Source organism: Meridianimarinicoccus marinus (assembly GCF_040689105.1).
Classification (GTDB): domain Bacteria; phylum Pseudomonadota; class Alphaproteobacteria; order Rhodobacterales; family Rhodobacteraceae; genus Meridianimarinicoccus; species Meridianimarinicoccus marinus.
In genome coordinates, this window is the sequence record NZ_JBFBVU010000006.1 from 42,041 (window position 1) to 65,248 (window position 23,208).

Below are 23,208 nucleotides of genomic sequence, written 5' to 3' on the forward strand. Positions count from 1 at the left end.
CTTGAATCCCGTGATGCAGCGTTTTGCGGAAGCGAAGCGCTTTTGCCGAATCGAGCTCGTCGCGGGGGAGCAGCCAAACATGACACGTTACATCTTCATCACCGGCGGTGTGGTTTCTTCGCTTGGCAAGGGACTGGCCTCGGCGGCCCTTGGTGCGCTCCTGCAGGCCCGCGGCTTCACCGTCCGGCTGCGCAAGCTCGACCCCTATCTGAACGTCGATCCCGGCACCATGTCACCCTTCGAGCACGGCGAGGTCTTCGTCACCGACGACGGCGCCGAAACCGACCTCGACCTCGGCCACTACGAACGCTTCACCGGCGTCGCCGCCCGCGCCACCGACAGCGTCAGCTCGGGCCGCATCTATTCCAACGTGCTGGAGAAGGAACGCCGCGGCGACTACCTCGGCAAGACCATCCAGGTGATCCCGCATGTCACCAACGAGATCAAGGAGTTCATCGACATCGGCGACGGCGAGGTCGATTTCATGCTCTGCGAGATCGGCGGCACCGTCGGCGACATCGAGGGCCTGCCTTTCTTCGAAGCCATCCGCCAGTTCAGCCAGGACAAGGCGCGCGGCCAATGCCTGTTCATGCACCTGACCCTGCTGCCCTACATCAAGGCCAGCGGCGAGCTGAAGACCAAGCCGACCCAACACAGCGTCAAGGAGTTGCGTTCCATCGGGCTGGCCCCCGACATCCTGGTGTGCCGCTCCGAAGGGCCGATCCCGGCGAAAGAGCGCGAGAAGCTGGCCCTGTTCTGCAACGTCCGCCCCGATGCGGTGATCGCCGCGCAGGACCTGACCTCGATCTATGACGCGCCGCTGGCCTATCACGCCGAAGGGCTGGACCAGGCGGTTCTGGATGCCTTCATGATCTCCCCCGCGCCGCGCCCCAACATGGCGCGCTGGGACGACGTGCACGACCGCATCGTCCGGGCCGAGGGCGAGGTCCGCGTCGCCATCGTCGGCAAGTACATCCAGCTGGAAGACGCCTATAAATCCATCGCCGAGGCCCTGACCCATGCCGGCATGGCCAACCGCGTCAGGGTCCGCGCCGAATGGATCGACGCCGAGATCTTCGAAAAGGAAGACCCGGCCCCGCATCTGGAAGGCTTCCACGCCATCCTCGTCCCCGGCGGCTTCGGCGAGCGCGGCACCGAGGGCAAGATCAAGGCCGTCGAATTCGCCCGCACCCGCAAGATCCCCTATTTCGGCATCTGCCTGGGCATGCAGATGGCGGTGATCGAGGCGGCGCGCAACCTGGCCGGCATTCCCGACGCCGGATCGGAAGAATTCGACGACGAGGCCGGCGAGGCCCGCTTCACCCCGGTGGTCTATCACCTCAAGGAATGGATCCAGGGCAACCACACCGTCGCGCGCAAGAAGACCGACGCCAAGGGCGGCACCATGCGGCTGGGCGCCTATACCGCGCATCTGAAAGAAGGCTCCACCGTGGCCAAGGCCTATGGCACCACGGTGATCGAGGAACGCCACCGCCACCGCTACGAGGTGGACATGAGCTTCCGCGCCGCGCTGGAAGACCACGGGCTGCTGTTCTCGGGCGTCTCGCCCGACGGCCGCCTGCCCGAGATCGTCGAGGTCAAGGACCACCCCTGGTTCATCGGCGTCCAGTTCCACCCCGAGCTGAAAAGCAAACCCTTCGCCCCCCATCCGCTGTTTGCGGATTTTGTGCGGGCTGCTAGAGATGTGAGCAGGCTAGTCTAGACCAAGGATCACCATTGCGGAACATAGGTGATTTTCTCCATTCAGTTTTTGAACTGATCCGCGAAATCATTCGCCGACCATGGCCAGTGAAAGCTGCCGCCCTACTAGTTTCTGCGGGCGTTGCAACGATGGCGGTCGATTGGTGGCTTCCATTTGTCGAAGCCCTCTTTCAAATCCATTTCGATGTCGAACCCGATAGTGTATCAAATTTCGAACAAGGCCTTGTCCTGATTGGAATAGGCATATTCGTGTATTTTCTGCACTATTTCTCTTCAGCGCAGAAACCTCCCGAATCCACGCAGGAAGAACGACCGGAACCTGATCGTCGCATTGCGGCACAGTTCCGAAACAGATCCCCACTATCATTGGCTGACCCTTTGCATCCTTTCGTCCCGGTCCTCTCTACAGATACAGCGCGCCAACGAACGCAACATTTGGTTGAAATCTTGACCCAGGATGGGGTAAAATTCAAAGATCGTGAACTGGATGCTCAGCGAAAAAAGATCGTTGGACAAGCCCGCGAGTTTCTTCACCGGTTAAATGGGCCGCTAGCTATTTCTGAGGACTTCGCAGCCTCGGCAAGTGGCCTAAGTCAAGCTCGTCTAATTGACCAACAGCTTTCTGAACTGATATCCAAAGCTGCAGGGAACGAACAATGACGCAATTTGACCCGCAAGACGGAATCCACAAACTCGTCGAAGGATTTTTAGAAGACGTGACCAGTTATCACCGGCAAAGGCGCGTCATGTTCCTATGCGGGGTTATTCTTCTTGTCCTTTTGATCCTCGCACGCGCATTTGGCACAGCTCCGCTATATTCTTCAAAACTTGAGAATGAAGCGGTCTTTTTGCGAACAGAAGTGGCAGACCTAGACACGCGGCTCGGCAGTCACAGTTCCAGCACCGAAGGCCAGTTTGATTTCAATATATCTAACGAAGATATTGAAAAAATTCTGACAAAACAGACCGAGATTCTCGCCCGAACAGAATTGCTTGTGGCCGAGGCAAAGCGCTTGGCAGACACGGATTTCAAACACGACGACCAGTTATTCTACTTTATGGCCGGAATGTCTGCGATCCTGATCTTGGGCGCCGTGGGCCCCGGTATCATTTTCGGCACACGCTACGGTGATAAATTGTTGCAGTCTTTGGAATCCAGCGAAGCGAGACGTATGCAAACGCCGGACATCCAAGGGGACAGTCCCCAGCAGAATTCGCCCGGAAGCGATTGAACCTCGGTCAGTTCCCTGCGTTCGTCTGGGTGTCCGGCATTTATCAAGAAACATCACCATAACTGTTTCATACCGTCCCCAAGATCCCCCTCAATCCCTCGGCTTGCGATAGCTCGCCGCCCCCCCTTTGACAATGCGCGTCCCTCTGGTCGGCTCATGTCCACACGAAATTGCACCACAACCACCGCATCGGAACTCCCCGGTCCAATGCTGAACGTTGCGCCCACCTGTGCGGCCGCGACCTCGGGCGCGATTTTCGGTATACTGGGCCCGATCCCATCGTGAGGGTTGGTCATGTCCGAACTGGAACTCAAGAAGCTGGAGCTTGACGCCGCCCATGAGGCGCAGGTGCTGGAGCATCAGACCCGCCGGGCGGAAATCGCCGCCGGGGTGCGCAAGGTCGTCTACGGCACCATGATCGTCGGCATCGTCGCCGCGATGTTTCCCTTCCTGATCGCGCTGGCCGAATTGTTCACCACGCGGTCGGTCGAACAGATCAAGGCCGACGCCGAGATCCGGGTGGTCGAGGAAACAAACCGGCTCGAACGCGAACTCGCGGCGGAAAAGGCCGGGATCGAACGCCAGAAAGACACCCATTCCCGGCTGGAATCGCTGGCCAAGGAGGGCCGCAGCGAGGACATCGCCAAGCGCATCGTGCTGGCGCAATACTATTCGCATCTGGCGGTGGACGATGACGACCGGAAACGCTGGCAGGCCTTCCTTGCCTATCTGGTCGGCCTGCAAGGCGAGGAAATCGCCGCCTCGAACCGGGCCGTCGATACCGGGCTGAGCGACGCCGAGCGTGGCGAGGCGCTTCAGGATCTGGCCCGCATCCAGGAAATCACGCGGCCGTCGCCCTCGATCTACGTCTCCAGAAACATTGCCGTCCTTCAGGATGCCATGAACCGCAGCCAGCTCTGCGCAAACCAGGACCTTGGCGACAGGATTTTTGTCGACGGCATCTACGGACCGCAGACCGAGCACTGCTTGCGCACTGCGCTCGGTCTTTCGGGAGCCGACATCCGCGATTTGCTCGCATACCAGGAAGGCATCGCCCTCCTGCTGGAGGTGATCAACGGGCAGGCCGACACCAGTATCCTGTCCACCGCGGATCGGACCGGCTGGCGCCCGGTTCCAACCGACGGTTTCCTCGGCTCACCATCCACCAATCCGATGATCTACGACCAATCCCGCGACCGTTCGGCGGATCAATCCCCCGGCTTGCGATAGCTCGACGCCGCCGCGCCGGCCTTCTTCGCGATCTCGGCGAATTCCGCCGGGGTCCAGGCGCGCACCGTCTGCAGTCCGGTCCCGGCCCCCGACGCGCCGGCCACCATCGCCGCGGCCACCGCCGCGTTGGGATCGTCCGACTCGACGATCATCAGGATGTCGCGCTCGCCGGCGGTAAAATACAGATCCTTCAGCGTGGCGCCGGTGGCGGTGAACAGCGCGCCCAGCGCCGCGCGGCGATCCTCGGGCTTGTCGATCATCCCCTGCATGCTCTGTTGCGTCAGGTTGGCGGTCATGATGAATGTTGGCATCGGTCGTTCCTCCCCTTGATTGACCTTGCGTCATTTTAGCACAGTTTCGCCCGGCATCAGAGAGGCCACTGGGGTGTTTCCCGCATGGACCGGTCCGAATTTCCCGCTAGGGTAGCCGAAACACTCAGGAGACCTTGCCATGACCCCCACCCGTATCGCCTTGTTCGCCGCCCTGCCCCTGCTGGCCGCCTGTGTCGTGCCGGCGCCCTTCGTTTCGGCCTACAACGGTGACAGCGTGACCGTGACCCTGCCGGTGGGCGGCGCCGTGGGATCGGCCTATACGATGGCGACGGAAACCTGCCAGCGCGGCGGCAAGGGCACTTCGCAACTGGCGTCCTCCAAGGCGCTGCCGAGCTATGGTGGCACCGAATTCCTGTTCCTCTGCCTCGACTGAGGCTGCCGCACGCGCCCGGGCAGCAGCCATACGCCCGCCATACCTTTTCCAGACGGTTTCCAGACGCGGTGTTTTGCCATTTCAGGGCTTGGCCCGCGCCGCACTCCGGCCTAGCCTGCGGCCATGTTTGGAACGCTTCTGAAAGGCCTGATGGCCCCCGATCCCAAGCCGCTGCCCGATGCCGACGCAAGGCTGGCGCTGGCGGCGCTTCTGGTGCGCGTGGCACGCTCGGACGGCGATTATGCCGATGCCGAGATCGACCGCATCGACCGTATCCTCGCCACCCGCTATGGCCTGTCGCCCTTCGAGGCCACGGATCTGCGCGCAAAGGGCGAGGCGCTGGAGGCCGAGGCCCCCGACACCGTGCGCTTCACCCAGGCGATCAAGGAAGCGGTTCCCTATGAGCACCGCACGGCGGTGCTCGAGGCGCTCTGGGCCGTGGTGCTGGCCGATGGCGCCCGCGACGGCGAAGAGGACAGCGTGTTGCGCATGGTCGCCAGCTTTCTGGGCGTGAACGATCGCGACAGCAACCTGGCGCGCCAGCGCGTGCAATCGAAGCTCTGACGCGGCGTTATTTCGGGCAGGTGCGGGTTTTTCCGCCGCACCTGCCCGGCAAGCCTTGTATTCCTGCCCCTTTTGCACCGTAATCCCCGGATGAAACGCGCAAGGGGTGGGCAAGCGTGGCAACGGACCCGGTCATCGAAATCCGAGAGCTTCACAAGGCCTATGGCCAGTTGGAGGTGCTCAAGGGCGTGTCGATCAACGCCCACAAGGGCGATGTGGTCTCGCTGATCGGCTCGTCGGGGTCCGGTAAATCCACCATCCTGCGCTGCCTCAACCTGCTGGAAGACAGCCAGAGTGGCGAGATCCTGTTCGATGGCGAGCCCATCGCCTGGAAGGGCGAAGGCCACAACCGTCGCCCCGCCGATGGCAAGCAGGTGCTGCGGGTGCGCACCAATCTGTCGATGGTGTTTCAACAATTCAATCTTTGGGCGCATCTGACGGTTCTGGAAAACGTCATGGAGGCGCCCGTCACGGTTCTGCGCCAGGACAAGGCCGAGGTCGAGGCCCGCGCGCGCGGGTTGCTCGACAAGGTCGGCATCGGCGACAAATGCGATGTCTACCCGGCACAGATGTCCGGCGGCCAGCAACAGCGCGCCGCCATCGCCCGCGCGCTCTGCATGGAACCGCAGGCGCTGCTGTTCGACGAGCCAACCTCGGCGCTGGACCCCGAACTTGAGCAGGAAGTCATCAAGGTCATCAAGGACCTGGCCGCCGAAGGCCGCACCATGCTGATCGTGACCCATGACATGCGCATGGCCCGCGACATTTCCAGCCACGTGGTGTTCCTTCACCAGGGGCTGATCGAGGAACAGGGGCCGCCCGAAACGCTGTTCGACGCGCCGCGTTCGGACCGGCTGCGCCAGTTCCTGTCCCATTCTCAACCGGCGTAGACCGGATCCAACCCAACCAGCACGGGAGTTTTCCATGAAAAAACTGCTACTTGGCACCGCCGCCCTGGCGCTGTCCGCCACCTTCGCCACCGCCGATGTGGTGCGCATGGCCACCGAGGGCGCCTACCCTCCGTTCAATTTCATCAATGACGCCGGCAATGTGGACGGGTTCGACATCGCGGTCGGAAACGAAGTCTGCGCCCGCGCCCAACTGACCTGTGAATGGGTCACCAACGAATGGGACAGCATCATCCCCAACCTCGTGTCGGGCAACTACGACACCATCGCCGCCGGCATGTCGATCACCGCCGAGCGGGACGAGGTCATCGACTTCACCCAGGCTTATGCGCCGCCGGATCCCTCGATCTACGTGGCCATGTCCGAGGATGTGGACTTGAACGGCGGCGTTATCGCGGCGCAGACCGGCACCATCCAGGCCAACCACGTTGCCGAAAGCGGTGCCACGCTGGTGGAATTCGCCACGCCCGACGAAACCATCGCCGCCGTGAAGAACGGTGAAGTGGACGCGGTGATTGCCGACAAGGGGTTCCTTGAGCCCTTCGTGACCGAAGACGCCGAACTGATGTTCGTCAGTGACAACGTGATGCTGGGCGGCGGTCTGGGCATCGGTGTGCGCGAAAGCGATGGCGAGTTGAAGGCCGCGCTGGACGCCGCGATCCAGTCCATGAAGGACGACGGCACGCTGAACGAGCTGATCAAGAAATGGCTGCCCGCCAGCGCCTTGTTCTGAACCTGTCCGGTGATCGGACAAGAGATTTCAAGGCGGCCCGGTTGATCCCTCGACCGGGCCGTTCCATGACCGGACACGGCCGCAGGACGCAATGGTTGCCGGGTGACAAGCCCCCCGACCGCCGCCATACTGCATCGACTGTCCCACGACGATGATCGGTTCCGCTCTCAGTGTTCGACTTCTGCACCGACCCCGACGCAATTGAAGGAATGACCTGGCTTGCCTGCTATCTGACCACGGGCAAGCACATGGCGTTCTACACCTCCTTCGGGACGGTGCTGCTGTTGCTTGCCATCACCGCTCCCATCGCGTTGCTGTTCGGCTTTTTCGGCGCGGTGGCGGCCCGGTCCCAGATCGCACCGCTGCGCTGGCTGGGCAAGGGCTATACCGCCATGGTGCGCGGCGTGCCGGATATCGCGTTTTTCCTGTTCGTGCCCATTGCCATGGATCAGGGGTTCGAATGGCTGCGCCACAAGGCCAAATGCCCCGACTGGGACTTCCCGGTGCGCCAGGGCAGCGATTTCGTGGTCTGCGACATTGCCAAGCTACCGCAATCAAGTTCGGCGCAATGGGTGCATGAGGCCTATGGCTTCACCCTGGCGGTGCTGGCTTTCGCGGTGGTGTTCGGGGCATTCGCGGCCAATGTCCTTTACGGTGCCATGAACACGGTGCCACGCGGACAAGTGGAAACCGCCGAGGCCTATGGCATGTCCAGGCGTCAGACCTTCTGGCGCATCGTGATGCCGCAGATGTGGGTCTATGCCCTGCCCGGCCTGTCGAACCTCTGGCAGATCCTGATCAAGGCGACACCGCTGCTGTTCCTGCTGGGGGTCGAGGACATCGTCTATTGGGCGCGGGAGTTGGGCGGTTCGAAAACCTCGACCTACGCCTATCCGCATCCTGACTGGCGGCTGTATTACTTCACGGCGCTGCTGGTCTTCTACCTGACCCTGACCTCGCTGTCCGAACGGTTCTTCTCGGGCATGACAAACCGATTGTCCCGTGGGCAGGCCACCATGGGCGGGGATGCCCAACGAAAGGCCGAGGCATGAGCTGCTGGCAAACCATTCAGGACTATGGCCTGCGGTCGCTGGGCCTTGGCGAACGCCTGCTGCCCAGGTCCGATTTCACCCTGTGCCAGCAGTTCACGCTGATCGGCTCGGGGATGTTGTGGAACATCTATTTCGGGCTGCTGGCGCTGTTGCTGGGGTTTTTCCTGGCCACCGCCGTGGCGCTTGGCAAGGCCGCGCCCAACCCGCTGATCCGCAAACCATCTGAATGGTTCATCTTCCTGTTCCGCGGCTCGCCGCTGTTCATCCAGTTCTTCCTGGCCTATCAGGCCTTCGTGCTGCTGCCGCGCAACGGGATCGAGATCAACCTGGGCTTTGTCGAACTGACCGCCCAGACCCGCTGGCTGACCAAGGCCTGGGCCGGGGCACTGATCGTGCTGTTCCTGAACACCTCGGCCTATGCCGGAGAAATCTTCTATGGCGCCCTGCGCTCGGTCCCGAAGGGAGAGCTTGAGGCCGCCGATGCCTACGGGCTGTCGGGCTGGGCCAAGTTCCGGCGCATCACCTGGCCCACCATGCTGCGGCTGGCCTGGCCGTCCTACACCAACGAGGCGATCTTCCTGTTCCATGCCACGGCGCTGGTGTTCTTCTCGGGGTTCCCGGCGTGGCAACAGATGGGCGACGCGCTGTATTACGCGAACTACTTTGCGGACAAGACCTTCAACCCCTTCGTGCCCTACCCCATCTTCGCGGGCTATTTCATCGTGCTGACCCTGTGTGTCATCACCCTGTTCAGCTACATCAACCGGCGCCTGAACCGGCACCTTCCGGCGGCGCAGCGGCGGCGCCTGCGCATCCGCCCGCAGGTCATCCGATAACGGCATGGAGATCGAGACCAAAAGCCTGCGCACCGCCTGTGCCGACCTGAACGGCCAGATGCGCGGCAAACGCTTGCCGGCCTCGCAGGCGGCCATGCTGGAATACGCGGGCCAGAGGATGCCGCTGTCGGCGCTGTCGCTGGACATCTGGGGCCGCGATGTCGAGGACAGCCCGCTGGTCTTTGCCTCGGGCGATGCGGACGGGCAGTTGCGCTGCACCGAACGCGGCCCGGTGCTGATGCCCTGGCTGGACCAGCCCGCCACCCTGATCCCCATGTGGATGTATTGCGAGGACGGCCAGCCGTTTCAGGCCGACCCGCGCCATGCCCTGGCCAGCGTTCTGAAACGCTTCGACCGCAAGGGCTGGAAGGTCGTGGCGGGCACCGAGATCGAATTCACCCTGGTGGACAACCGCACCGGCAAGCTGGCGCCGGTGCATGCGCCCGGTGTCGGACGGCCCCTGTTCGCGGGCGAGATCACCGGCGTGGCCGAGATGGATCGCTTCGCCGCCTTCTTCGATGACCTGTACGACGGCGCCGAAGCGATGGGACTGCGCCCGCTGGCGGCATCTTCCGAAGGCGGGGTCGGGCAGTTCGAGGTCAGCCTCCAACACGGACCCGCCATGCGCACGGCTGACGACACCTGGCTGTTCAAGACGCTGGTGCGCGGCATGGCGCGCAAGCACGGCATGGCCGCGACCTTTCTGGCCAAGCCGTTCGACGGCGATGCGGGCAACGGGCTGCACGTGCATTTCTCGATCACCGACAGCAAGGGCCGCAACCTGTTCGACAACGGCGTGATGACCGGCACCGCGCTGCTGCATCACGCGGTGGCGGGTCTGATCTCGGGCATGCCGGGCGCCACGCTGATCTTCGCACCCCATGCCCCGAGCTATGACCGGTTCGCGCCCTACAGCCACGCCCCCACCGGCGCCAGTTGGGGCTATGAGAACCGCACCACCGCAATCCGCATTCCCGGCGGCGCCAACGCCCACCGCCGGATCGAACATCGCATGGCCGGCAGCGACACCAACCCCTATCTGGTGATGGCCGCCATTCTGGGCGCGGCCTTCATGGGGCTGGAAGACGAGCTGACCCCGCCCGAGCCGATCATGGGCAACGCCTATGGCCAGCGCGTGCTGATGATCCCCACCGACTGGGACGAGGCCATCGCGCGCTGGGAATCCTCGCCCAAGATGGCGCGGATCTTTCCCGGCCTGCTGATCGACATGCTGCAACGGCTCAAGCGCCAGGAACAGCGTCTGTGTCAGGGCCTGTCGCCCGAACGGCTGGCGCTGGAAACCTTCGAGACGGTCTGAACACTGGACGCTTGCACCGCACGCAGCTAGCGTCGCCGCACGCGCAAAAGATCGTGCTGGCCGTACTGCGCCGCCCCGAAGCCGCAAGTCCGGCCAAGCCGACCGCAACACAGATGGAAGACCATGACCAAAGCTCCACCTGCCTGGCTCTCTCAGGCCCCCGAAGCCGCCCGCAGCTTTCTGGAAGGGCATCGTCTGGACGAGGTCGAATGCATCATCTCGGACCTGCCCGGCATCGCGCGCGGCAAGGCGGTGCCGGCGGGAAAATTCGCCCGTCAGAAGCATTTCTACCTGCCCGAATCGATCTTCTTCCAGACCATCGCCGGCGGCTGGGGCGAAGCGGCGGGGCCTTCAGGATTCACCGAACCCGACATGGTGCTCGTGCCGGATTACTCCACCACCAGTGCCGCACCCTGGACTGGCGACTGGACCCTGCAGGTTATCCATGACGCGGTGAATGCCAAGGGCGCGCCAATCCCCTTCGCCCCGCGCAACGTGCTGAAACGGGTGGTGCAGGCCTATCGCGATCGCGGGCTGGAACCGGTGGTGGCCCCCGAGATGGAATTCTACCTTGTCGCCCGCAATCTCGATCCGGCCCGCGCCATCGAACCGATGCTGGGCCGCAGCGGCCGCCCGGCCGCCGCACGGCAGGCCTACTCCATGTCGGCGGTGGATGAATACGGCCCGGTCATCGACGACATCTATGATTTCGCCGAAGCGCAGGGCTTCGAAATCGACGGCATCACCCAGGAAGGCGGCGCAGGACAGGTCGAGATCAACCTGCGGCATGGCGATCCGGTGAAACTGGCCGACGAGGTGTTCTACTTCAAGCGGCTGATCCGCGAGGCCGCCCTGCGCCACGATTGTTTCGCCACCTTCATGGCCAAACCGATCGAGCAGGAACCGGGCTCGGCCATGCACATCCATCATTCGGTGCTCGACAAGGCCACCGGCCAGAACATCTTCTCGCATCCCGACGGCAGCGAGACCCCGGCCTTCCGCCATTTCATCGGCGGCCTGCAGGCGCATCTGCCCGAAGCGGTGGCGATCTTTGCGCCCTATGTGAACTCGTACCGGCGCTACGTGCGCGACCACGCGGCCCCGATCAACCTGGAATGGGGCCGCGACAACCGCACCACGGGCATCCGGGTGCCGGTGTCGGACGCGGTCTCGCGCCGGGTGGAAAACCGGCTGGCGGGCATGGATTGCAACCCCTACCTCGGCATTGCGGTGTCGCTGGCCTGCGGGCTGCTGGGACTGGACCACGAGGTCGAGCCGCGCGCCATGTTCAACGGCGACGCCTACAGCGGCGAGGCGGACATGCCCTGGGGGCTGTTCTCGGCGTTGGAACTTTTCGCCGATGCGCACGGTCTGCGCGACCTGCTGGGCGAGGATTTCGCGCGGGTCTATGAAATCGTGAAAGACACCGAATACAATGAATTCCTGCAAGTCATCTCTCCATGGGAGCGTGAACACCTGCTGATGAACGTATGAACCTGCTGCACGAAAATGACCGGCCCGGCGCCTATCCAGACAGCTGGTACGCGGCGACCTCGGGTCCCATCGGCCCCTTCCCGGCGCTGACGGGAGAGGTGCGCACCGACATCTGCGTGATCGGTGGCGGCTATACCGGGCTGTCCGCGGCGCTGCATCTGGCGCGGCGGGGCTTTGACGTGCGGCTGCTGGAGGCGCAACGCATTGGCTTTGGCGCCTCGGGGCGCAACGGCGGCCAGGTCGGCTCGGGCCAGCGGGTGGATCAGCCGGGGCTTGAGAAGCTGATGGGCGACGCGGATGCCCGCCTGCTGTGGGACATGGGCGAAGACGCCAAGGCCCTGGTCCGCAGCCTGATCGACGACCTGAAGATCGACTGCAACTGGCGCGACGGGGTGGCGCATGTCTACCACCAGCGGGTCGGGTGGCAACACGCCTGCACCGAGGCCGAACACCTGCGCCGCTCCTATGGCCACGACAAGCTGGAAATCCTCGGCCCGCGCGAAGTCGAAGCCGAAACCGGCTCGCAACTGTTTCGCGGCGGCGTCATCGACTGGAGCGCCGGACACCTGCACCCGCTGCGCTTTGCTATCGGGCTGGGACGCGCCGCCCAGCATCTCGGGGTCAAGCTGCACGAGCAGAGCGAAGTGACAGAACTGGACCCCGGCGAGCAGGTCGTGGTGCGCACCGCCCAGGGCAGCGTCCGCGCCCGGCAGGTGATCCTGGCCTGCAACGGCTATCTTGGAAAACTCTCGCCGACGGTGGCGCGGCGGGTGATGCCGATCAACAATTTCATCGTGGCGACCGAACCGCTGGGCGAGATCGCCCCCGAGATCCTGCCGCGCGACATTGCCGTGGCCGACAGCCGCTTCGTGGTCAACTACTGGCGGCGCGGCAGCGACGGGCGGCTGCTGTTCGGCGGCGGCGAAAGCTATGGCTACCGGTTTCCGCGCGACATCGCGGCGCTGGTGCGCAAGCCGATGCTCGAGATCTATCCGCAACTGGCCGATGCACGCATCACCTATGCCTGGGGCGGCACGCTGGCGATCACCCGCTCGCGCCTGCCGCATTTCCACCGGCCCGAGCGCAACGTGCTGTCGGCCTCGGGCTATTCCGGGCACGGCGTGGCGCTGGCGACGCTGGCCGGGCAGATCCTGGCCGAAACCGTCGCCGGCACAGAGGAGCGCTTTGACCTGATGGCGCGCCTGCCCACGCCCGCCTTCCCCGGCGGCACGGCCATGCGCAGCCCGCTGCTGGCGCTGGCGATGACATGGTTTTCCCTGCGCGACCGTCTGGGCTTCTGAGCCGCCTGCCCCTTCGTCATGTCACATGTCCCCGGATTTTCCGGAATCGGTGTCATGCAATTGTCGCCAACCGTGTTATACGGATTTTCGAAAGATGATTTTCAGGAAATCCGAACATGCCGCAAACCACCGCCCCGAACGTCTATGATGCCGAACCGATCCCCGAGGCCGCCCGTGCCGAAGTGGCGCGCCTGCTGAGCAGCGGCGATCTGTTCCGCTACACGTCCGAGGCATCTCCGGTGGCACTGCTGGAGGCGGAGTTCGCCGAGATGATGGGCAGCCGCTATGCGCTGGCGGTGGCCTCCTGCTCGGCGGCACTGTTCCTGACCCTGAAGGCGCTGGATCTGCCGCGTGGTGCCAAGGTCCTCATACCGGCTTTCACCTTCGCCGCCGTGCCCTCGGCCGTGGTACATGCCGATTGCATGCCGGTGCTGGTCGAGGTTGGCCGCGATTACCGGATCGACATGGCGGATTTCGAAGCCAAGCTGACCGATGACGTGCAGGCCATCCTGATCTCGCACATGCGCGGCCACACGTCGGACATGGATGCGATCCTGCGTCTGGCCGAGGCGCGCGGCCTGCCGGTGATCGAGGATGCGGCGCATTCTCTGGGCACCGAATGGCACGGTCGCAAGATCGGCACGCTGGGCCGGGTTGGCTGCTTCTCGTTCCAGTCCTACAAGCTGTTGAATGCGGGCGAAGGCGGTATCCTGATCACCGATGATGACGAGAATGCCGCCCGCGCCGTCATCATGTCCGGTGCTTACGAGCACAACTGGAAGAAACACGCGGCGGTCTCGGGTCGGATCGCGCACTGGCAGAACAAGCTGCCGCTTTACAATACCCGGTTGAACAACCTGTCGGCGGCGCTGATCCGGGCCCAGCTTGACGAACTTCCGCGCCGGGTGCGCGATGGCCGCGCCAATCATGACCATGTGACCGCGCAACTGAACGCCTCGCCCTGGCTGGAGGTTCCCGCCCCCCTGCCGCCCGAGGTTCGCGCGCCGGATTCGCTGCAATTCAATCTTCAGGGCTTTACCGACGACGAGGCCCGCGGATTTCAGCAGGCCGCCGCCGCGCGTGGCGTTTCGGTTCAGATCTTCGGCCTGTCCACCGACAACGCCCGCGCCTTCTGGAACTGGCAGTTTCTGGACGACCGGCCCGAGCTGCCGCAAACCCGCGAGATGCTGATGCGCGCCTGCGACACGCGCCTGCCCGCGCGGCTGACCCGGCCAGAGCTGGATTTCATCGCCGGGGCGCTGCTGATGGCGGTGTCCGACATCAAGGAGGCCCGCGCCTTCGGCACCTAGGGCGCCGCCGCGCCCGGCCCGCTGTCCAGAACCTTCAACTGGCCCGCCAGCCACGGCATCTGCCGGACCGAGGGCGCGACGATCATGTCTTGCAGAATGGCCCGCAGCCGCGCGGCGGTCTGCGCCGGCACCCGGCCCATGACCTCGCGGCGGGCATGCAGCGAGATCCGGCGCGACAGCGGCTCCATCGGCAGCGGACAGATCCGCACGTCGTCAAAGAACCGATGCGCCCGCAGAAAGCCCAGCGGTGTCAGGATGGTCCAGCCCGCCCCCTGCGCCACCATCGCAAGGATGGCGTGATAGCTGTCCATCTCGAACCGATGCAGAAGCGAAACGTTCTGGCGCGACAGATGCGCGGCGATCTGGCGGCCCATGTGATGGCGCTGGGTGTATTGCACGAAGGGAAGTTCGCGCAGATCGGCCAGCACGACGGGTTCGGCCCCGCCCTTGGGCAGTGCGGCGACGAAGGGTTCCGCCAGCAGCGGATGCACCTCCATCCAGTCCGCCGCAACCGAGGTGTCCGCCGCAACGATCACGTCCAGCGCCCGTTCGTCCAACTGGGTGAACAACCGGTGACTGGCGCCGGTTTCCAGCAGGAAGCGGCAGGCGCGCAGATCTTCGGCCATCTCGGTCAGCAGGCGCGGCGTCACATCGGCATCGAAATCCTCGATCATGCCCAGACGGAACCGTGCCAGATTGGCCATGTCGCGACGGGCCAGTTCGGCGCGGGCCAGGTCGGCCTCGTCCAGGATGTTGCGCGCGCGGCGCAGGAAGATATGGCCTTCGGGGGTCAGTGTCAGGGGCCGCGCGCTGCGATCCACCAGCCGGGTCGAAAGACCGGCCTCAAGGTTGCTGAGTTGCTGGCTGACCGCCGAGGGGCTGGCCTCCAGCCGACGCGCTGCCGAAGAGATCGACCGCTCCTCGGCGATGGCGGCAAAGACTTCCACCATCCAAAGCGAGATGCGACCGGGGCTGTCTGCCATCAGGGCCAGCCCCCGGCGGCATCATGACCCGGTCGCGACGAGCGGGCAATCATTTGCCCAGCTTCGACATCTTCTCTTTCAGTTCCGCCAGTTGGGACTTGATGTCTTCCAGTTCCTGACGCTCGTCATTGCTGAGGTCTTCCGGGACCGGCGCGGCCTCTGCGCCCTGGCTTTCGCCTTCGGGGTCTTCGGGCATCGGCATGGTGCCACCCGGCCCGCCCTTCCAGCCCGGCATCATCGACGACAGGAAAGCTTTCTGCTGCCGCTGCATCGCCTCGAACCCCGACATCGGGTTCATCGGCGACGGCATATGCGTGAAGTTCTCCATCATCTTCGACTGGCTGTCGCGGAGCATTTCGAAGGACATGGCCAGAAACTGCGGTACGACGCTGTTGGCCTGGGTCGTATAGCTGCGCACGAGATCGGTCAGAACGGCGATCGGCAGGACGCTTTCGCCCTTGCTTTCGTGTTCCGCCACGATCTGCAGAAGATACTGGCGGGTCAGGTCATCGCCGCTTTTCAGATCAACAATCTGAACTTCTCGCCCCTCGCGGATAAAGCGGGCGATATCGTCCAGGGTTACATAATCACTTGTTTCCGTGTTGTAGAGGCGCCGACTTGCATAGCGCTTGATCAACAACGGCTTGTCACTGTCTGCCACGGTCATCCTCCAACTGGGATCGCTGCAACGCAGAGTATGACGGGTTCTTCACAAAAGAAAAGAGCGGGCTTGGCGCCCGCTCTCCAGAAAACCCCAAAAACACAGAGTTTTCTCTAATTCTACACCTGTACTTGCGACAGACGTTGCTTACTTGGCAACGGTGGTCGCTTTCTTGGCGGCCGCGGTAACGTCGGCAGTGGCTTTCTTGACGGCGGCGGTGGCATCTTCCGAGATGTCCTTGCCGGCGGCCAGCATCAGCTCGACGGTTTCCATCTGAACTTTCTTGGCGACTTCAGCGAAGGCAGCCAGAGCTTCCGAGGTCATTTCGGCCTGGGCCGAAGCGAAATCGGTCACGGCCTTGCCGTAGTCGGCGGGCTCTTCCTTGACGGCGGTGACAGCGGCCAGTTTGGCCAGGGTGTCTTTGGTCCACTTCGAGGAGATCTCGGTCGACTTCTCGGCGGCTTCCAGAGCCACTTTCGACATCTTCTCGCTCAGGGTCGCCTGGGTCTTGAAGGCGTCCTGGATCGCTTTGGTGTCAACAGGGAACGAACCCATCATTTCCTGCATCATCTTGGTCACGTCGTTTGCTTTGGTAGCAGCCATTGTATCTCTCCTGAGTTGTCGGTGCCCCTTGCGGGGTGCACCGTGCTGTTCCTGAGACACAATATGGCTGCTGCAGCGCAGCATTTCAAGTATTTTTTCTGCGTTGCAGCATTTTTTTTAATCCAGCAATATCATCCGGTTGAACGCTGAACCACGTAAGTTCCGGGTGCCGGGCACAATACCGGATGGTCCGAATCGCCGGGTTCTCGGGCCTCGACCATGCGGCCGGACTTCTTCTTCAGCCAGTCTTCCCAGCGCGGCCACCACGAGCCTTCGTGGAACTCCGCCCCCGACAGCCATTCATCCGCCGGCAGTTTCATGTCCGGGTTGGTATAATGGCCATATTTCTTCTTGGACGGCGGGTTGATGATCCCGGCGATATGGCCGGATTCCGAGACGATGAAGGTCTTCGACCGGCTGCTGAATTTCTGGAAGCCGTTGTAGCAGGCCTTCCACGCGGCAATGTGGTCGGTTTCGCAAGCGATGGAGCAGAAGGTCGTCTTCACGTCCGAGGCCATCAGTACCTCGCCACAGATCTTGTAGCCCTCTTCGGCGAACTCGTTGTGCTGGCACAGGCCGCGCAGGTATTCGACCGCCATGCGCGCCGGCAGGTTGGTGCTGTCGCCGTTCCAGTGCAGCAGATCGAAGGCCGGCGGGGCCTCGCCCATCATGTAGCGGCGGGTGGCGGGCGCATAGATCAGATCGTTGGCCCGCAGGAACGAGAACGTCCGCGACATGAAGAAACTGTTCAGGATGCCGGTTTCCGCCACCTCGCGCTCGACACCGTCGATGAAGCTGTTGTCCAGGAAGACCCCCACTTCGCCGGGATCCGAAAAATCGGTCATGGTGGTGAAGAAGGTTGCCGACTTGACCGATTTGTCGCCGCGCTTGGCCATCAGCGCCAGCGTCAGGCTGAGGGTCGTCCCGGCGATGCAATACCCCACCGCGTTGACTTCTTTCTGACGGGTGATCTTCTTGACCTCGTCGATGGCGGTCAGGAAACCGCTCTCGATATAGTCGTCCATACCGACATCGCCGTAGCTGCCATCGGGGTTCTTCCAGCTCACGATGAACAGCGTATAGCCCTGATCGACGATCCACTTGATCAGGCTGTTCTTCTCCTTCAGGTCCATGATGTAGAACTTGTTGATCCACGGCGGGAAGATGATCAGCGGGGTCGCGTGGACCGTTTCGGTCGTCGGCTTGTACTGGATCAGTTCGAACAGACGGTTGCGGAACACGACCGAACCTTCGGTCGTGGCCAGGTTCTCGCCGACCTTGAAAGCCTTGGGATCCGACAGTGTGACCAGAAGCTCGCCGTCGTTGGCCTCGATATCGGCCACGAGGTTTTCCAGACCCGTGACCAGCGACTCGCCCTGCGTTTCGACAGCGCGTTCCAGCGCATCGGGGTTGGTGCCCAGAAAGTTTGTCGGCGACAGCATGTCGACGATCTGCTGGGTGAAGAATTCGACCTTCTTCTTCTCGTCATCGTCCAGCCCTTCGATATCCTTGATGGCGTTCTCGATCGCCTCGGACGTCAGCTGGTAATTATTCTTGATGTAGCTGAAGAACGGATGGGTGTTCCAAAGCGGGTTCGAGAACCGTTTGTCCGCCGGATGCTCCCCTTCCGGAGCGGGCGCGACAAGACGCCCGGATGCCAGCGCTTTCTGGGCCTCGAAATAGTGTTTCAGCATCGACCCCCAATAGCCCACCTGATGCTCCATCAGCTTGGCGGGGTTCTGGAAGGCTTCCTGCATGTAAGCCGTTGCCGCCTTGGCAAACAATTCCTTTTTGGGTCCGTGCAGGGCCGGGTCGACAGCACGCTTGTGCGCCATGGCAGTGACCAGACGTTGGGACAGCTCTTCCATCTTGCTCAAATTCTCGTTCAGCCGATCCAGTTCTGCGCCTGCAGCATTTTCGTCAGTTGTCATGTCCCGATTTCCCCCGTAGGTTCATGCCCGATATATGTACCGCCGCTTAGGTGGGGGGCCAAAGCGACGAATTGTTACGGGGGGGAACCCCGACGGGAGATACTGATGCGTTATATGGCAACTTATGACCTGATGGAGACGGTTCGAAACACCAACCAATGGCTTGGTGCGACGGCCCGCGCTTTCGGCTCCTATCCCGCAACCGGCCTGTTTCCGACACCTGCATTCAAGGTGATGGCGGCCTGGGGCGAGGTCATGGAGCGCAGTTTTTCCCGCATGATCGCCAAGCCGGACTGGAACATCAGCTCGGTCGTCGGCGAGGACGGGCGCGACCATGTGGTCACCACCCATGCCTTGGTTGAACGTCCCTTCGGCGACCTCATCAAGTTCGAAGTTCAGGGCCGCGGCCCGATGCGCCGCCGGGTGCTTCTGGTGGCGCCGATGTCGGGGCATTATGCCACGCTTCTGCGCTCGACGGTGATCTCGCTTCTGCCCGACTGCGACGTCTACCTGACCGACTGGCACAATGCCCGCGACATCCCGGTGTCGGAAGGCAAGTTTGATATTGAGGATTACACCCTCTATCTGGCTGAATTCATGGAACATCTGGGCGCCGATCTGCACGTCATCGCGGTCTGTCAGCCGGCCCCTCTGACGCTCGCCGCCACCGCGTATCTGGCCGAGAAAAACCCCGACGCCCAACCCCAGACCCTGACGCTGATCGGCGGCCCCATCGACCCCGATGCCGCCGCCACTGACGTGACCGATTTCGGGGCCCGCATCACCATGGGCCAGCTGGAAGAGGTCGCCATCCAGCGGGTCGGCTTCAACTACATCGGCGCGGGTCGACTGGTGTATCCGGGCCTGCTGCAATTGTCGTCCTTCATGTCGATGAATGCCGACCGCCATGGCGAAGCCTTCTTCAACCAGATCCTGCGCGTCGCCAAGGGCGAAGCCTCGGACCACGATCATCACAACCGCTTTTACGACGAGTATCTGGCGGTGATGGACATGCCGGCCGAGTTCTACCTGTCCACCGTGGAACGGGTGTTCAAGAACCTCGAAATCGCTCGCAATGATTTTACCGTCGCCGGTCACAAAGTTGACATCGGCAAGATCACCACGGTCGCCGTGAAGGTGGTTGAGGGCGAAAAGGACGACATCTCAGCCCCCGGTCAGTGTCTTGCTGCACTGCGGCTTTGCACCGGACTACCCGAGTCGAAAAAGGCTGCGCATCTGGAGCCGGGCGCCGGTCACTACGGCATTTTCGCGGGCAAGAGCTGGCGCAACAACATCCGCCCGCTGGTTCTGGATTTCATCGACACCAACGGCATCGAAGCCGCCGCACCGTCGCCGAAACCGCAACTCAAGACGGTCTGAGCCGCCACCAGGACACTGCAAAGGCCCGCTCACCCGAGCGGGCTTTTTCATGGCCACCCGTTATCCCAGATCCTTCTCGAAGAAGACCTTGCTGACGGTGCCGTCCCCGAAGCCGTCCTGCCGGTAGACCTCGCGATACCCGGCGCGTCGATAGAAGGTCGGCGCCTGAAAGCTGAAGGTGTTCACAAAGGCCCGGCGTCCGCCCTGGGCCCGCGCCCGGCGTTCCAGATCGGCCAGAAGCCACGACCCGATTCCTTGCCCGCGTCCATCGGGGTCCACCCACAGCAGGTCGATCTCCAGACATTGCCCCCACAGCACCGCCGCAACACCTCCCAGAAGATGGCCGGCCCTGTTGCGCGCCTCCAACACGACAGGGCTTTGATCCCCGATGGTCGAGACGCGCCGATTGTCCGCGATCAGGTGCTGACGCAACTGATCCTCGGCCAAGGTCGGATCCGGCGCGGCGGCAATGGCAATCACCGCGCCAGACGGACCTACAGGCCCCGCGCCCATGCCACGATACGCTCGGCGATCGGTGCGGTCTTGTTGGGACTCAGGATGTCACCGGCCAGAACATGCCCGCCGGGATCGTCGCCTTCGACACGCACGACCGGCACCAACTCGCTCGGCGCGCCCCAGTCCGCCGACGCGCGGCGGGCCAGCTTGGGGTCGATCACCTGATCTTCGTTCGACACGAAGAAGATCGCCGGCACCGTCATCGCCCCAAGATCCATGTTGCGCACCTTGTGGCTCAGCGCCCCCAGGCGCGCGACGGCCTCAAACGGATAGGAGGTCGTCCAGTTTTCCGCATGGCCGGCGTTGCGCGGCTCGAAACTGTAGGTATCGCCAATCACCAGCCGGCCCCATGAATTGATCAGCGGCCATTCGATGGCCCGCCCCTTCAGCCCGGCGGCGCCGAAATTCGGCGACATCAGCACCAGCCCGGCCATCTGGGCGTTCAGCGTCGAGTCAGCCGCAGCGGCCACCGCCAGCGTCGAACCGGTGGAATTGCCCATGACGATCACCCGCTCGCCCAGGCGCGCACCGACGGCCAGCGCCTCGGCCACGGCGTTCATCCAGTCGTGCACCGTCGGCTCGCCCATCGCCGCCGAGTCCCGGCCGTGGCCCGGCAGACGGGTCAGAAACAGGTTGGCCCCCAGCGCCGCTGCGACCATGTCCGGCAGCGGCCGCAATTCGGCCTTGGTGGCGGAAAACCCGTGGATATAGACCACCGACAGGGGCGTCTGCACGCCCGGTTCCCCCGCCCAGACGATCTCCTTGGCGGCATTGTCGCGCAGGTTGGCCACCTGCCCCTCCTGCTCGGCCAGCCAGACATCCAGATCGGCGCCCACTTGCGCTGGATCATAGTCGACGGTCAGATCCGCCGGTTCGGTCGGCCCGATCCAGTCCAGAAGCGCCAGCGTTCCCCAGGCCAGAACGGCCAGCCCGACCGCCCATTTCACCAGTGTCAGGATCATTCCCATCATCGCGCCTCTCCCGTTGCTGCCAAGACCTGCTCCACCGAGCCCTCGATCAGAGCCAGGCATTCCGGGGTGGAAAACCGATGATCCGCCCCCTTCACCAGTGTCAGTCGCAGATCCGGTCCGGTGGCATGTGCCAGCAGGCGCAGGGCCACATCCGTTTCGACCGCCTCATCCTCGGTGCCCTGCAGGAAGCGCACAGGGACCTCAAGTGCCAGCGGTTTGTCCAGCACCGTCTGCTTCCGGCCATCCTCGATCATCCCCCGGGTGATCCGGTACGGCGCGTCGTAATCCGAGGGGATCTCATAGATGCCCTCCTCCATCACCTTGCGCTGCCCGTCCGCGCCCAGCTCTGCCCACATCGAGGTGGTCATGAAATCCGGCGCCGCGGCAATCGTTACCAGCCCGGCCACCCGCTCTGGCATCGCGCGGGCGCACAGCAGGGCAATCCAGCCGCCCATGGAGGATCCGACCAGCACCTGAGGCCCTTCGGTCAGCGCCTCCAGCACCGCCATCGCGTCCTCGGCCCAATCGCCGATACAACCGTCGATGAAGGCTTCGGACGATTGCCCGTGCCCCGAGTAATCGAAGCGCACGAAGGCGCGGCCCTGCGACCGTGCCCAGTCTTCCAGATGCACCGCCTTAGTGCCTTCCATGTCCGACACGAAACCGCCCAGAAACACCAGTCCAGGCCCGGACCCGGCGCTGCGATGATAGGCAATGCGCCGCCCCTGCGGCGTGTCCAGATAGTTCGGCTCGGTCATTTCGGCTCCTCGATTTGTCGGCCAAGCCTCGCCGCTGCCGCCGTCGCGGACAAGGGCTTTCTGCGGCTCAGTCCGGCCGCAATGCGGGCAGGCCGATGCCCGTGGCCTCGAAACCGCCATCGACAGACAGGGTTTGCCCGGTGACGAAACTGGCCTTGTCCGAACTGAGGAAGACGATGGCGCGGGCGATCTCTTCCTCGCTGCCATAGCGGTTCAGCGGCAGGGCGTCGTGATAGGCCGCAATGATCTCGGGGCTGTGCACCGCCATGGCCAGCTTGGTGCGCACCGGCCCCGGCGCCACGCAATTTGCCCGGATGCCATATTCCCCCAGTTCCACCGCCTGCTGCTGGGTCAGATGGATCACCCCGGCCTTCGAGGTGCCATAGGCCACCCGCAGGGTCGAAGCCCGCAGCCCCGAGATCGAGGCGATGTTCACAATGGTCCCGCGCGTCTTCCTCAGCGCCGGGAACGCCGCCTGCGAACACAGGAACACCCCATCCAGATTGGTCTCCATCACCCGCCGCCAGCGGGCGAAATCGGTCTCCTCAATGGGTCCGAAATCCGCGACCCCGGCATTGTTGACCAGATGGTCGATCCGCCCGAAAGCCGCCACGGTCTCGGCGATGATGGCCACCGCATCCTCGGGCCGCGACACGTCGCGCTCCAGTGCCAAAACCCCGTCCAGTCCGGCTGCGGCCTCGCGAAGCGCGGGCGCATCGCGGTCCACCATGGCCACGCGCACCCCTTCCTCAAGAAACAGCCGCGTGGTGGCCAGACCGATGCCCCGTGCCGCCCCTGTCACAATCGCCACCCGCTCGCTCATGCCCTGCCTCCGCTGGTTTCCCGGAACCCTAGGCAATCGCCGGGACGGCGGCAATCGCCCGCACCCCGTCCCTTTTTCTTGTCAAAAATACTCAAGGCACAACATCGGCCCCCGACCAACCCGCCCTGCCGTCTTGACACCCCGCCGCCAAGCGCCCAGAAGACCCGGCAAACCATA

The 23,208-nt window shown here is 63.4% G+C and carries 24 protein-coding genes; 15 read left to right on the plus strand and 9 right to left on the minus strand.

The genetic code is table 11. From position 1 onward, the window contains the following. Positions 1-79 precede the first annotated feature (79 nt). The 4 genes from pyrG (at position 80) to AB0T83_RS06775 (ending at position 4,184) form a co-directional block, all read left to right on the plus strand. Positions 80-1,723 (plus strand): CTP synthase, encoded by a 1,644-nt coding sequence (pyrG, locus tag AB0T83_RS06760; protein ID WP_366192278.1) that lies wholly within the window; start codon positions 80-82, stop codon positions 1,721-1,723. 86 nt (positions 1,724-1,809) lie between these two features. Continuing rightward, positions 1,810-2,382, plus strand: a complete 573-nt coding sequence (locus tag AB0T83_RS06765) for a hypothetical protein (protein ID WP_366192279.1) — start codon at positions 1,810-1,812, stop codon at positions 2,380-2,382. Then, the gene (locus AB0T83_RS06770) at positions 2,379-2,954 is read left to right on the plus strand and encodes a hypothetical protein (RefSeq protein ID WP_366192280.1); all 576 of its coding nucleotides are present in this window, start codon (positions 2,379-2,381) and stop codon (positions 2,952-2,954) included. The genes AB0T83_RS06765 and AB0T83_RS06770 overlap by 4 nt, the downstream gene beginning before the upstream one ends. Positions 2,955-3,248: 294 nt before the next feature. After that, a complete protein-coding gene (locus tag AB0T83_RS06775) occupies positions 3,249-4,184 on the plus strand; it encodes a hypothetical protein (protein WP_366192281.1) in 936 nt (311 codons plus the stop codon). Here AB0T83_RS06775 and AB0T83_RS06780 read toward each other — a convergent pair. After that, the gene (locus tag AB0T83_RS06780; RefSeq protein WP_366192282.1) at positions 4,163-4,495 is read right to left on the minus strand and encodes a GYD domain-containing protein; all 333 of its coding nucleotides are present in this window, start codon (positions 4,493-4,495) and stop codon (positions 4,163-4,165) included. The genes AB0T83_RS06775 and AB0T83_RS06780 overlap by 22 nt on opposite strands. A gap of 139 nt (positions 4,496-4,634) precedes the next feature. On the opposite strand from AB0T83_RS06780, the gene AB0T83_RS06785 reads away from it, so the two are divergent. From AB0T83_RS06785 to AB0T83_RS06830, 10 genes are all read left to right on the plus strand, one after another. Beyond that, positions 4,635-4,889, plus strand: a complete 255-nt coding sequence (locus AB0T83_RS06785; protein ID WP_366192283.1) for a hypothetical protein — start codon at positions 4,635-4,637, stop codon at positions 4,887-4,889. Between the two features lie 123 nt (positions 4,890-5,012). Further along, on the plus strand, positions 5,013-5,453 hold the full coding sequence (locus tag AB0T83_RS06790) for a tellurite resistance TerB family protein (protein ID WP_366192284.1): 441 nt from the start codon (positions 5,013-5,015) through the stop codon (positions 5,451-5,453). A gap of 116 nt (positions 5,454-5,569) precedes the next feature. Continuing rightward, positions 5,570-6,343, plus strand: coding sequence for an ABC transporter ATP-binding protein (locus tag AB0T83_RS06795; RefSeq protein WP_366192285.1), 774 nt, complete (start codon positions 5,570-5,572; stop codon positions 6,341-6,343). A 34-nt stretch (positions 6,344-6,377) separates the two neighbouring features. Next, positions 6,378-7,094, plus strand: coding sequence for a transporter substrate-binding domain-containing protein (locus AB0T83_RS06800; protein ID WP_366192286.1), 717 nt, complete (start codon positions 6,378-6,380; stop codon positions 7,092-7,094). A 170-nt stretch (positions 7,095-7,264) separates the two neighbouring features. After that, on the plus strand, positions 7,265-8,146 hold the full coding sequence (locus AB0T83_RS06805) for an ABC transporter permease (protein ID WP_366192287.1): 882 nt from the start codon (positions 7,265-7,267) through the stop codon (positions 8,144-8,146). Then, positions 8,143-8,982, plus strand: coding sequence for an ABC transporter permease (locus tag AB0T83_RS06810; protein WP_366192288.1), 840 nt, complete (start codon positions 8,143-8,145; stop codon positions 8,980-8,982). Before AB0T83_RS06805 ends, AB0T83_RS06810 begins: the two co-directional genes overlap by 4 nt. Positions 8,983-8,986: 4 nt before the next feature. Beyond that, positions 8,987-10,300, plus strand: a complete 1,314-nt coding sequence (locus AB0T83_RS06815) for a glutamine synthetase family protein (RefSeq protein ID WP_366192289.1) — start codon at positions 8,987-8,989, stop codon at positions 10,298-10,300. A gap of 123 nt (positions 10,301-10,423) precedes the next feature. Continuing rightward, positions 10,424-11,794, plus strand: coding sequence for a glutamine synthetase family protein (locus AB0T83_RS06820; RefSeq protein ID WP_366192290.1), 1,371 nt, complete (start codon positions 10,424-10,426; stop codon positions 11,792-11,794). Next, positions 11,791-13,095: an NAD(P)/FAD-dependent oxidoreductase gene (locus AB0T83_RS06825; RefSeq protein WP_366192291.1), complete on the plus strand. Its 1,305-nt coding sequence runs from the start codon at positions 11,791-11,793 to the stop codon at positions 13,093-13,095. Before AB0T83_RS06820 ends, AB0T83_RS06825 begins: the two co-directional genes overlap by 4 nt. A gap of 116 nt (positions 13,096-13,211) precedes the next feature. Further along, positions 13,212-14,405, plus strand: a complete 1,194-nt coding sequence (locus AB0T83_RS06830) for a DegT/DnrJ/EryC1/StrS family aminotransferase (protein ID WP_366192292.1) — start codon at positions 13,212-13,214, stop codon at positions 14,403-14,405. Here AB0T83_RS06830 and AB0T83_RS06835 read toward each other — a convergent pair. The 4 genes from AB0T83_RS06835 to AB0T83_RS06850 form a co-directional block, all read right to left on the minus strand. Continuing rightward, complete coding sequence (locus tag AB0T83_RS06835; protein ID WP_366192293.1) at positions 14,402-15,388, minus strand: LysR family transcriptional regulator; 987 nt, start codon at positions 15,386-15,388, stop codon at positions 14,402-14,404. The two genes, AB0T83_RS06830 and AB0T83_RS06835, sit on opposite strands and share 4 nt — an antisense overlap. A 49-nt stretch (positions 15,389-15,437) precedes the next feature. Next, complete coding sequence (gene phaR, locus AB0T83_RS06840) at positions 15,438-16,049, minus strand: polyhydroxyalkanoate synthesis repressor PhaR (protein WP_366192294.1); 612 nt, start codon at positions 16,047-16,049, stop codon at positions 15,438-15,440. Between the two features lie 147 nt (positions 16,050-16,196). After that, positions 16,197-16,652, minus strand: coding sequence for a phasin, PhaP (locus AB0T83_RS06845; RefSeq protein WP_366192295.1), 456 nt, complete (start codon positions 16,650-16,652; stop codon positions 16,197-16,199). Positions 16,653-16,783: 131 nt separating this feature from the next. Beyond that, a complete protein-coding gene (locus AB0T83_RS06850) occupies positions 16,784-18,583 on the minus strand; it encodes a PHA/PHB synthase family protein (protein ID WP_366192296.1) in 1,800 nt (599 codons plus the stop codon). A gap of 105 nt (positions 18,584-18,688) precedes the next feature. Here AB0T83_RS06850 and phaZ point away from each other — a divergent pair, with 105 nt between their 5' ends. Next, on the plus strand, positions 18,689-19,963 hold the full coding sequence (gene phaZ, locus AB0T83_RS06855) for a polyhydroxyalkanoate depolymerase (protein WP_366192297.1): 1,275 nt from the start codon (positions 18,689-18,691) through the stop codon (positions 19,961-19,963). Between the two features lie 60 nt (positions 19,964-20,023). Here phaZ and AB0T83_RS06860 read toward each other — a convergent pair whose 3' ends face one another. The 4 genes from AB0T83_RS06860 to AB0T83_RS06875 form a co-directional block, all read right to left on the minus strand. Continuing rightward, positions 20,024-20,476 (minus strand): GNAT family N-acetyltransferase, encoded by a 453-nt coding sequence (locus tag AB0T83_RS06860; RefSeq protein ID WP_366192298.1) that lies wholly within the window; start codon positions 20,474-20,476, stop codon positions 20,024-20,026. Then, complete coding sequence (locus AB0T83_RS06865) at positions 20,458-21,450, minus strand: alpha/beta hydrolase (RefSeq protein ID WP_366192299.1); 993 nt, start codon at positions 21,448-21,450, stop codon at positions 20,458-20,460. The genes AB0T83_RS06860 and AB0T83_RS06865 overlap by 19 nt, the downstream gene beginning before the upstream one ends. Beyond that, a complete protein-coding gene (locus AB0T83_RS06870) occupies positions 21,447-22,208 on the minus strand; it encodes an alpha/beta fold hydrolase (protein WP_366192300.1) in 762 nt (253 codons plus the stop codon). Before AB0T83_RS06870 ends, AB0T83_RS06865 begins: the two co-directional genes overlap by 4 nt. 67 nt (positions 22,209-22,275) lie before the next feature. Beyond that, positions 22,276-23,031: an SDR family NAD(P)-dependent oxidoreductase gene (locus tag AB0T83_RS06875; protein WP_366192301.1), complete on the minus strand. Its 756-nt coding sequence runs from the start codon at positions 23,029-23,031 to the stop codon at positions 22,276-22,278. Between the last annotated feature and the right edge of the window lie 177 nt (positions 23,032-23,208).

What these genes read in the sequence shown, in the direction of transcription:
- pyrG (WP_366192278.1), top strand. Translation starts at nt 80, where the DNA reads ATGACACGTTACATCTTCATCACCGGCGGTGTGGTTTCTTCGCTTGGC.
- AB0T83_RS06770 (WP_366192280.1), top strand. Translation starts at nt 2,379, where the DNA reads ATGACGCAATTTGACCCGCAAGACGGAATCCACAAACTCGTCGAAGGA.
- AB0T83_RS06775 (WP_366192281.1), top strand. Translation starts at nt 3,249, where the DNA reads ATGTCCGAACTGGAACTCAAGAAGCTGGAGCTTGACGCCGCCCATGAG.
- AB0T83_RS06780 (WP_366192282.1), bottom strand. Translation starts at nt 4,495, where the DNA reads ATGCCAACATTCATCATGACCGCCAACCTGACGCAACAGAGCATGCAG.
- AB0T83_RS06785 (WP_366192283.1), top strand. Translation starts at nt 4,635, where the DNA reads ATGACCCCCACCCGTATCGCCTTGTTCGCCGCCCTGCCCCTGCTGGCC.
- AB0T83_RS06790 (WP_366192284.1), top strand. Translation starts at nt 5,013, where the DNA reads ATGTTTGGAACGCTTCTGAAAGGCCTGATGGCCCCCGATCCCAAGCCG.
- AB0T83_RS06800 (WP_366192286.1), top strand. Translation starts at nt 6,378, where the DNA reads ATGAAAAAACTGCTACTTGGCACCGCCGCCCTGGCGCTGTCCGCCACC.
- AB0T83_RS06810 (WP_366192288.1), top strand. Translation starts at nt 8,143, where the DNA reads ATGAGCTGCTGGCAAACCATTCAGGACTATGGCCTGCGGTCGCTGGGC.
- AB0T83_RS06815 (WP_366192289.1), top strand. Translation starts at nt 8,987, where the DNA reads ATGGAGATCGAGACCAAAAGCCTGCGCACCGCCTGTGCCGACCTGAAC.
- AB0T83_RS06820 (WP_366192290.1), top strand. Translation starts at nt 10,424, where the DNA reads ATGACCAAAGCTCCACCTGCCTGGCTCTCTCAGGCCCCCGAAGCCGCC.
- AB0T83_RS06825 (WP_366192291.1), top strand. Translation starts at nt 11,791, where the DNA reads ATGAACCTGCTGCACGAAAATGACCGGCCCGGCGCCTATCCAGACAGC.
- AB0T83_RS06830 (WP_366192292.1), top strand. Translation starts at nt 13,212, where the DNA reads ATGCCGCAAACCACCGCCCCGAACGTCTATGATGCCGAACCGATCCCC.
- AB0T83_RS06835 (WP_366192293.1), bottom strand. Translation starts at nt 15,388, where the DNA reads ATGGCAGACAGCCCCGGTCGCATCTCGCTTTGGATGGTGGAAGTCTTT.
- AB0T83_RS06845 (WP_366192295.1), bottom strand. Translation starts at nt 16,652, where the DNA reads ATGGCTGCTACCAAAGCAAACGACGTGACCAAGATGATGCAGGAAATG.
- AB0T83_RS06850 (WP_366192296.1), bottom strand. Translation starts at nt 18,583, where the DNA reads ATGACAACTGACGAAAATGCTGCAGGCGCAGAACTGGATCGGCTGAAC.
- phaZ (WP_366192297.1), top strand. Translation starts at nt 18,689, where the DNA reads ATGCGTTATATGGCAACTTATGACCTGATGGAGACGGTTCGAAACACC.
- AB0T83_RS06860 (WP_366192298.1), bottom strand. Translation starts at nt 20,476, where the DNA reads ATGGGCGCGGGGCCTGTAGGTCCGTCTGGCGCGGTGATTGCCATTGCC.
- AB0T83_RS06865 (WP_366192299.1), bottom strand. Translation starts at nt 21,450, where the DNA reads ATGATGGGAATGATCCTGACACTGGTGAAATGGGCGGTCGGGCTGGCC.
- AB0T83_RS06870 (WP_366192300.1), bottom strand. Translation starts at nt 22,208, where the DNA reads ATGACCGAGCCGAACTATCTGGACACGCCGCAGGGGCGGCGCATTGCC.
- AB0T83_RS06875 (WP_366192301.1), bottom strand. Translation starts at nt 23,031, where the DNA reads ATGAGCGAGCGGGTGGCGATTGTGACAGGGGCGGCACGGGGCATCGGT.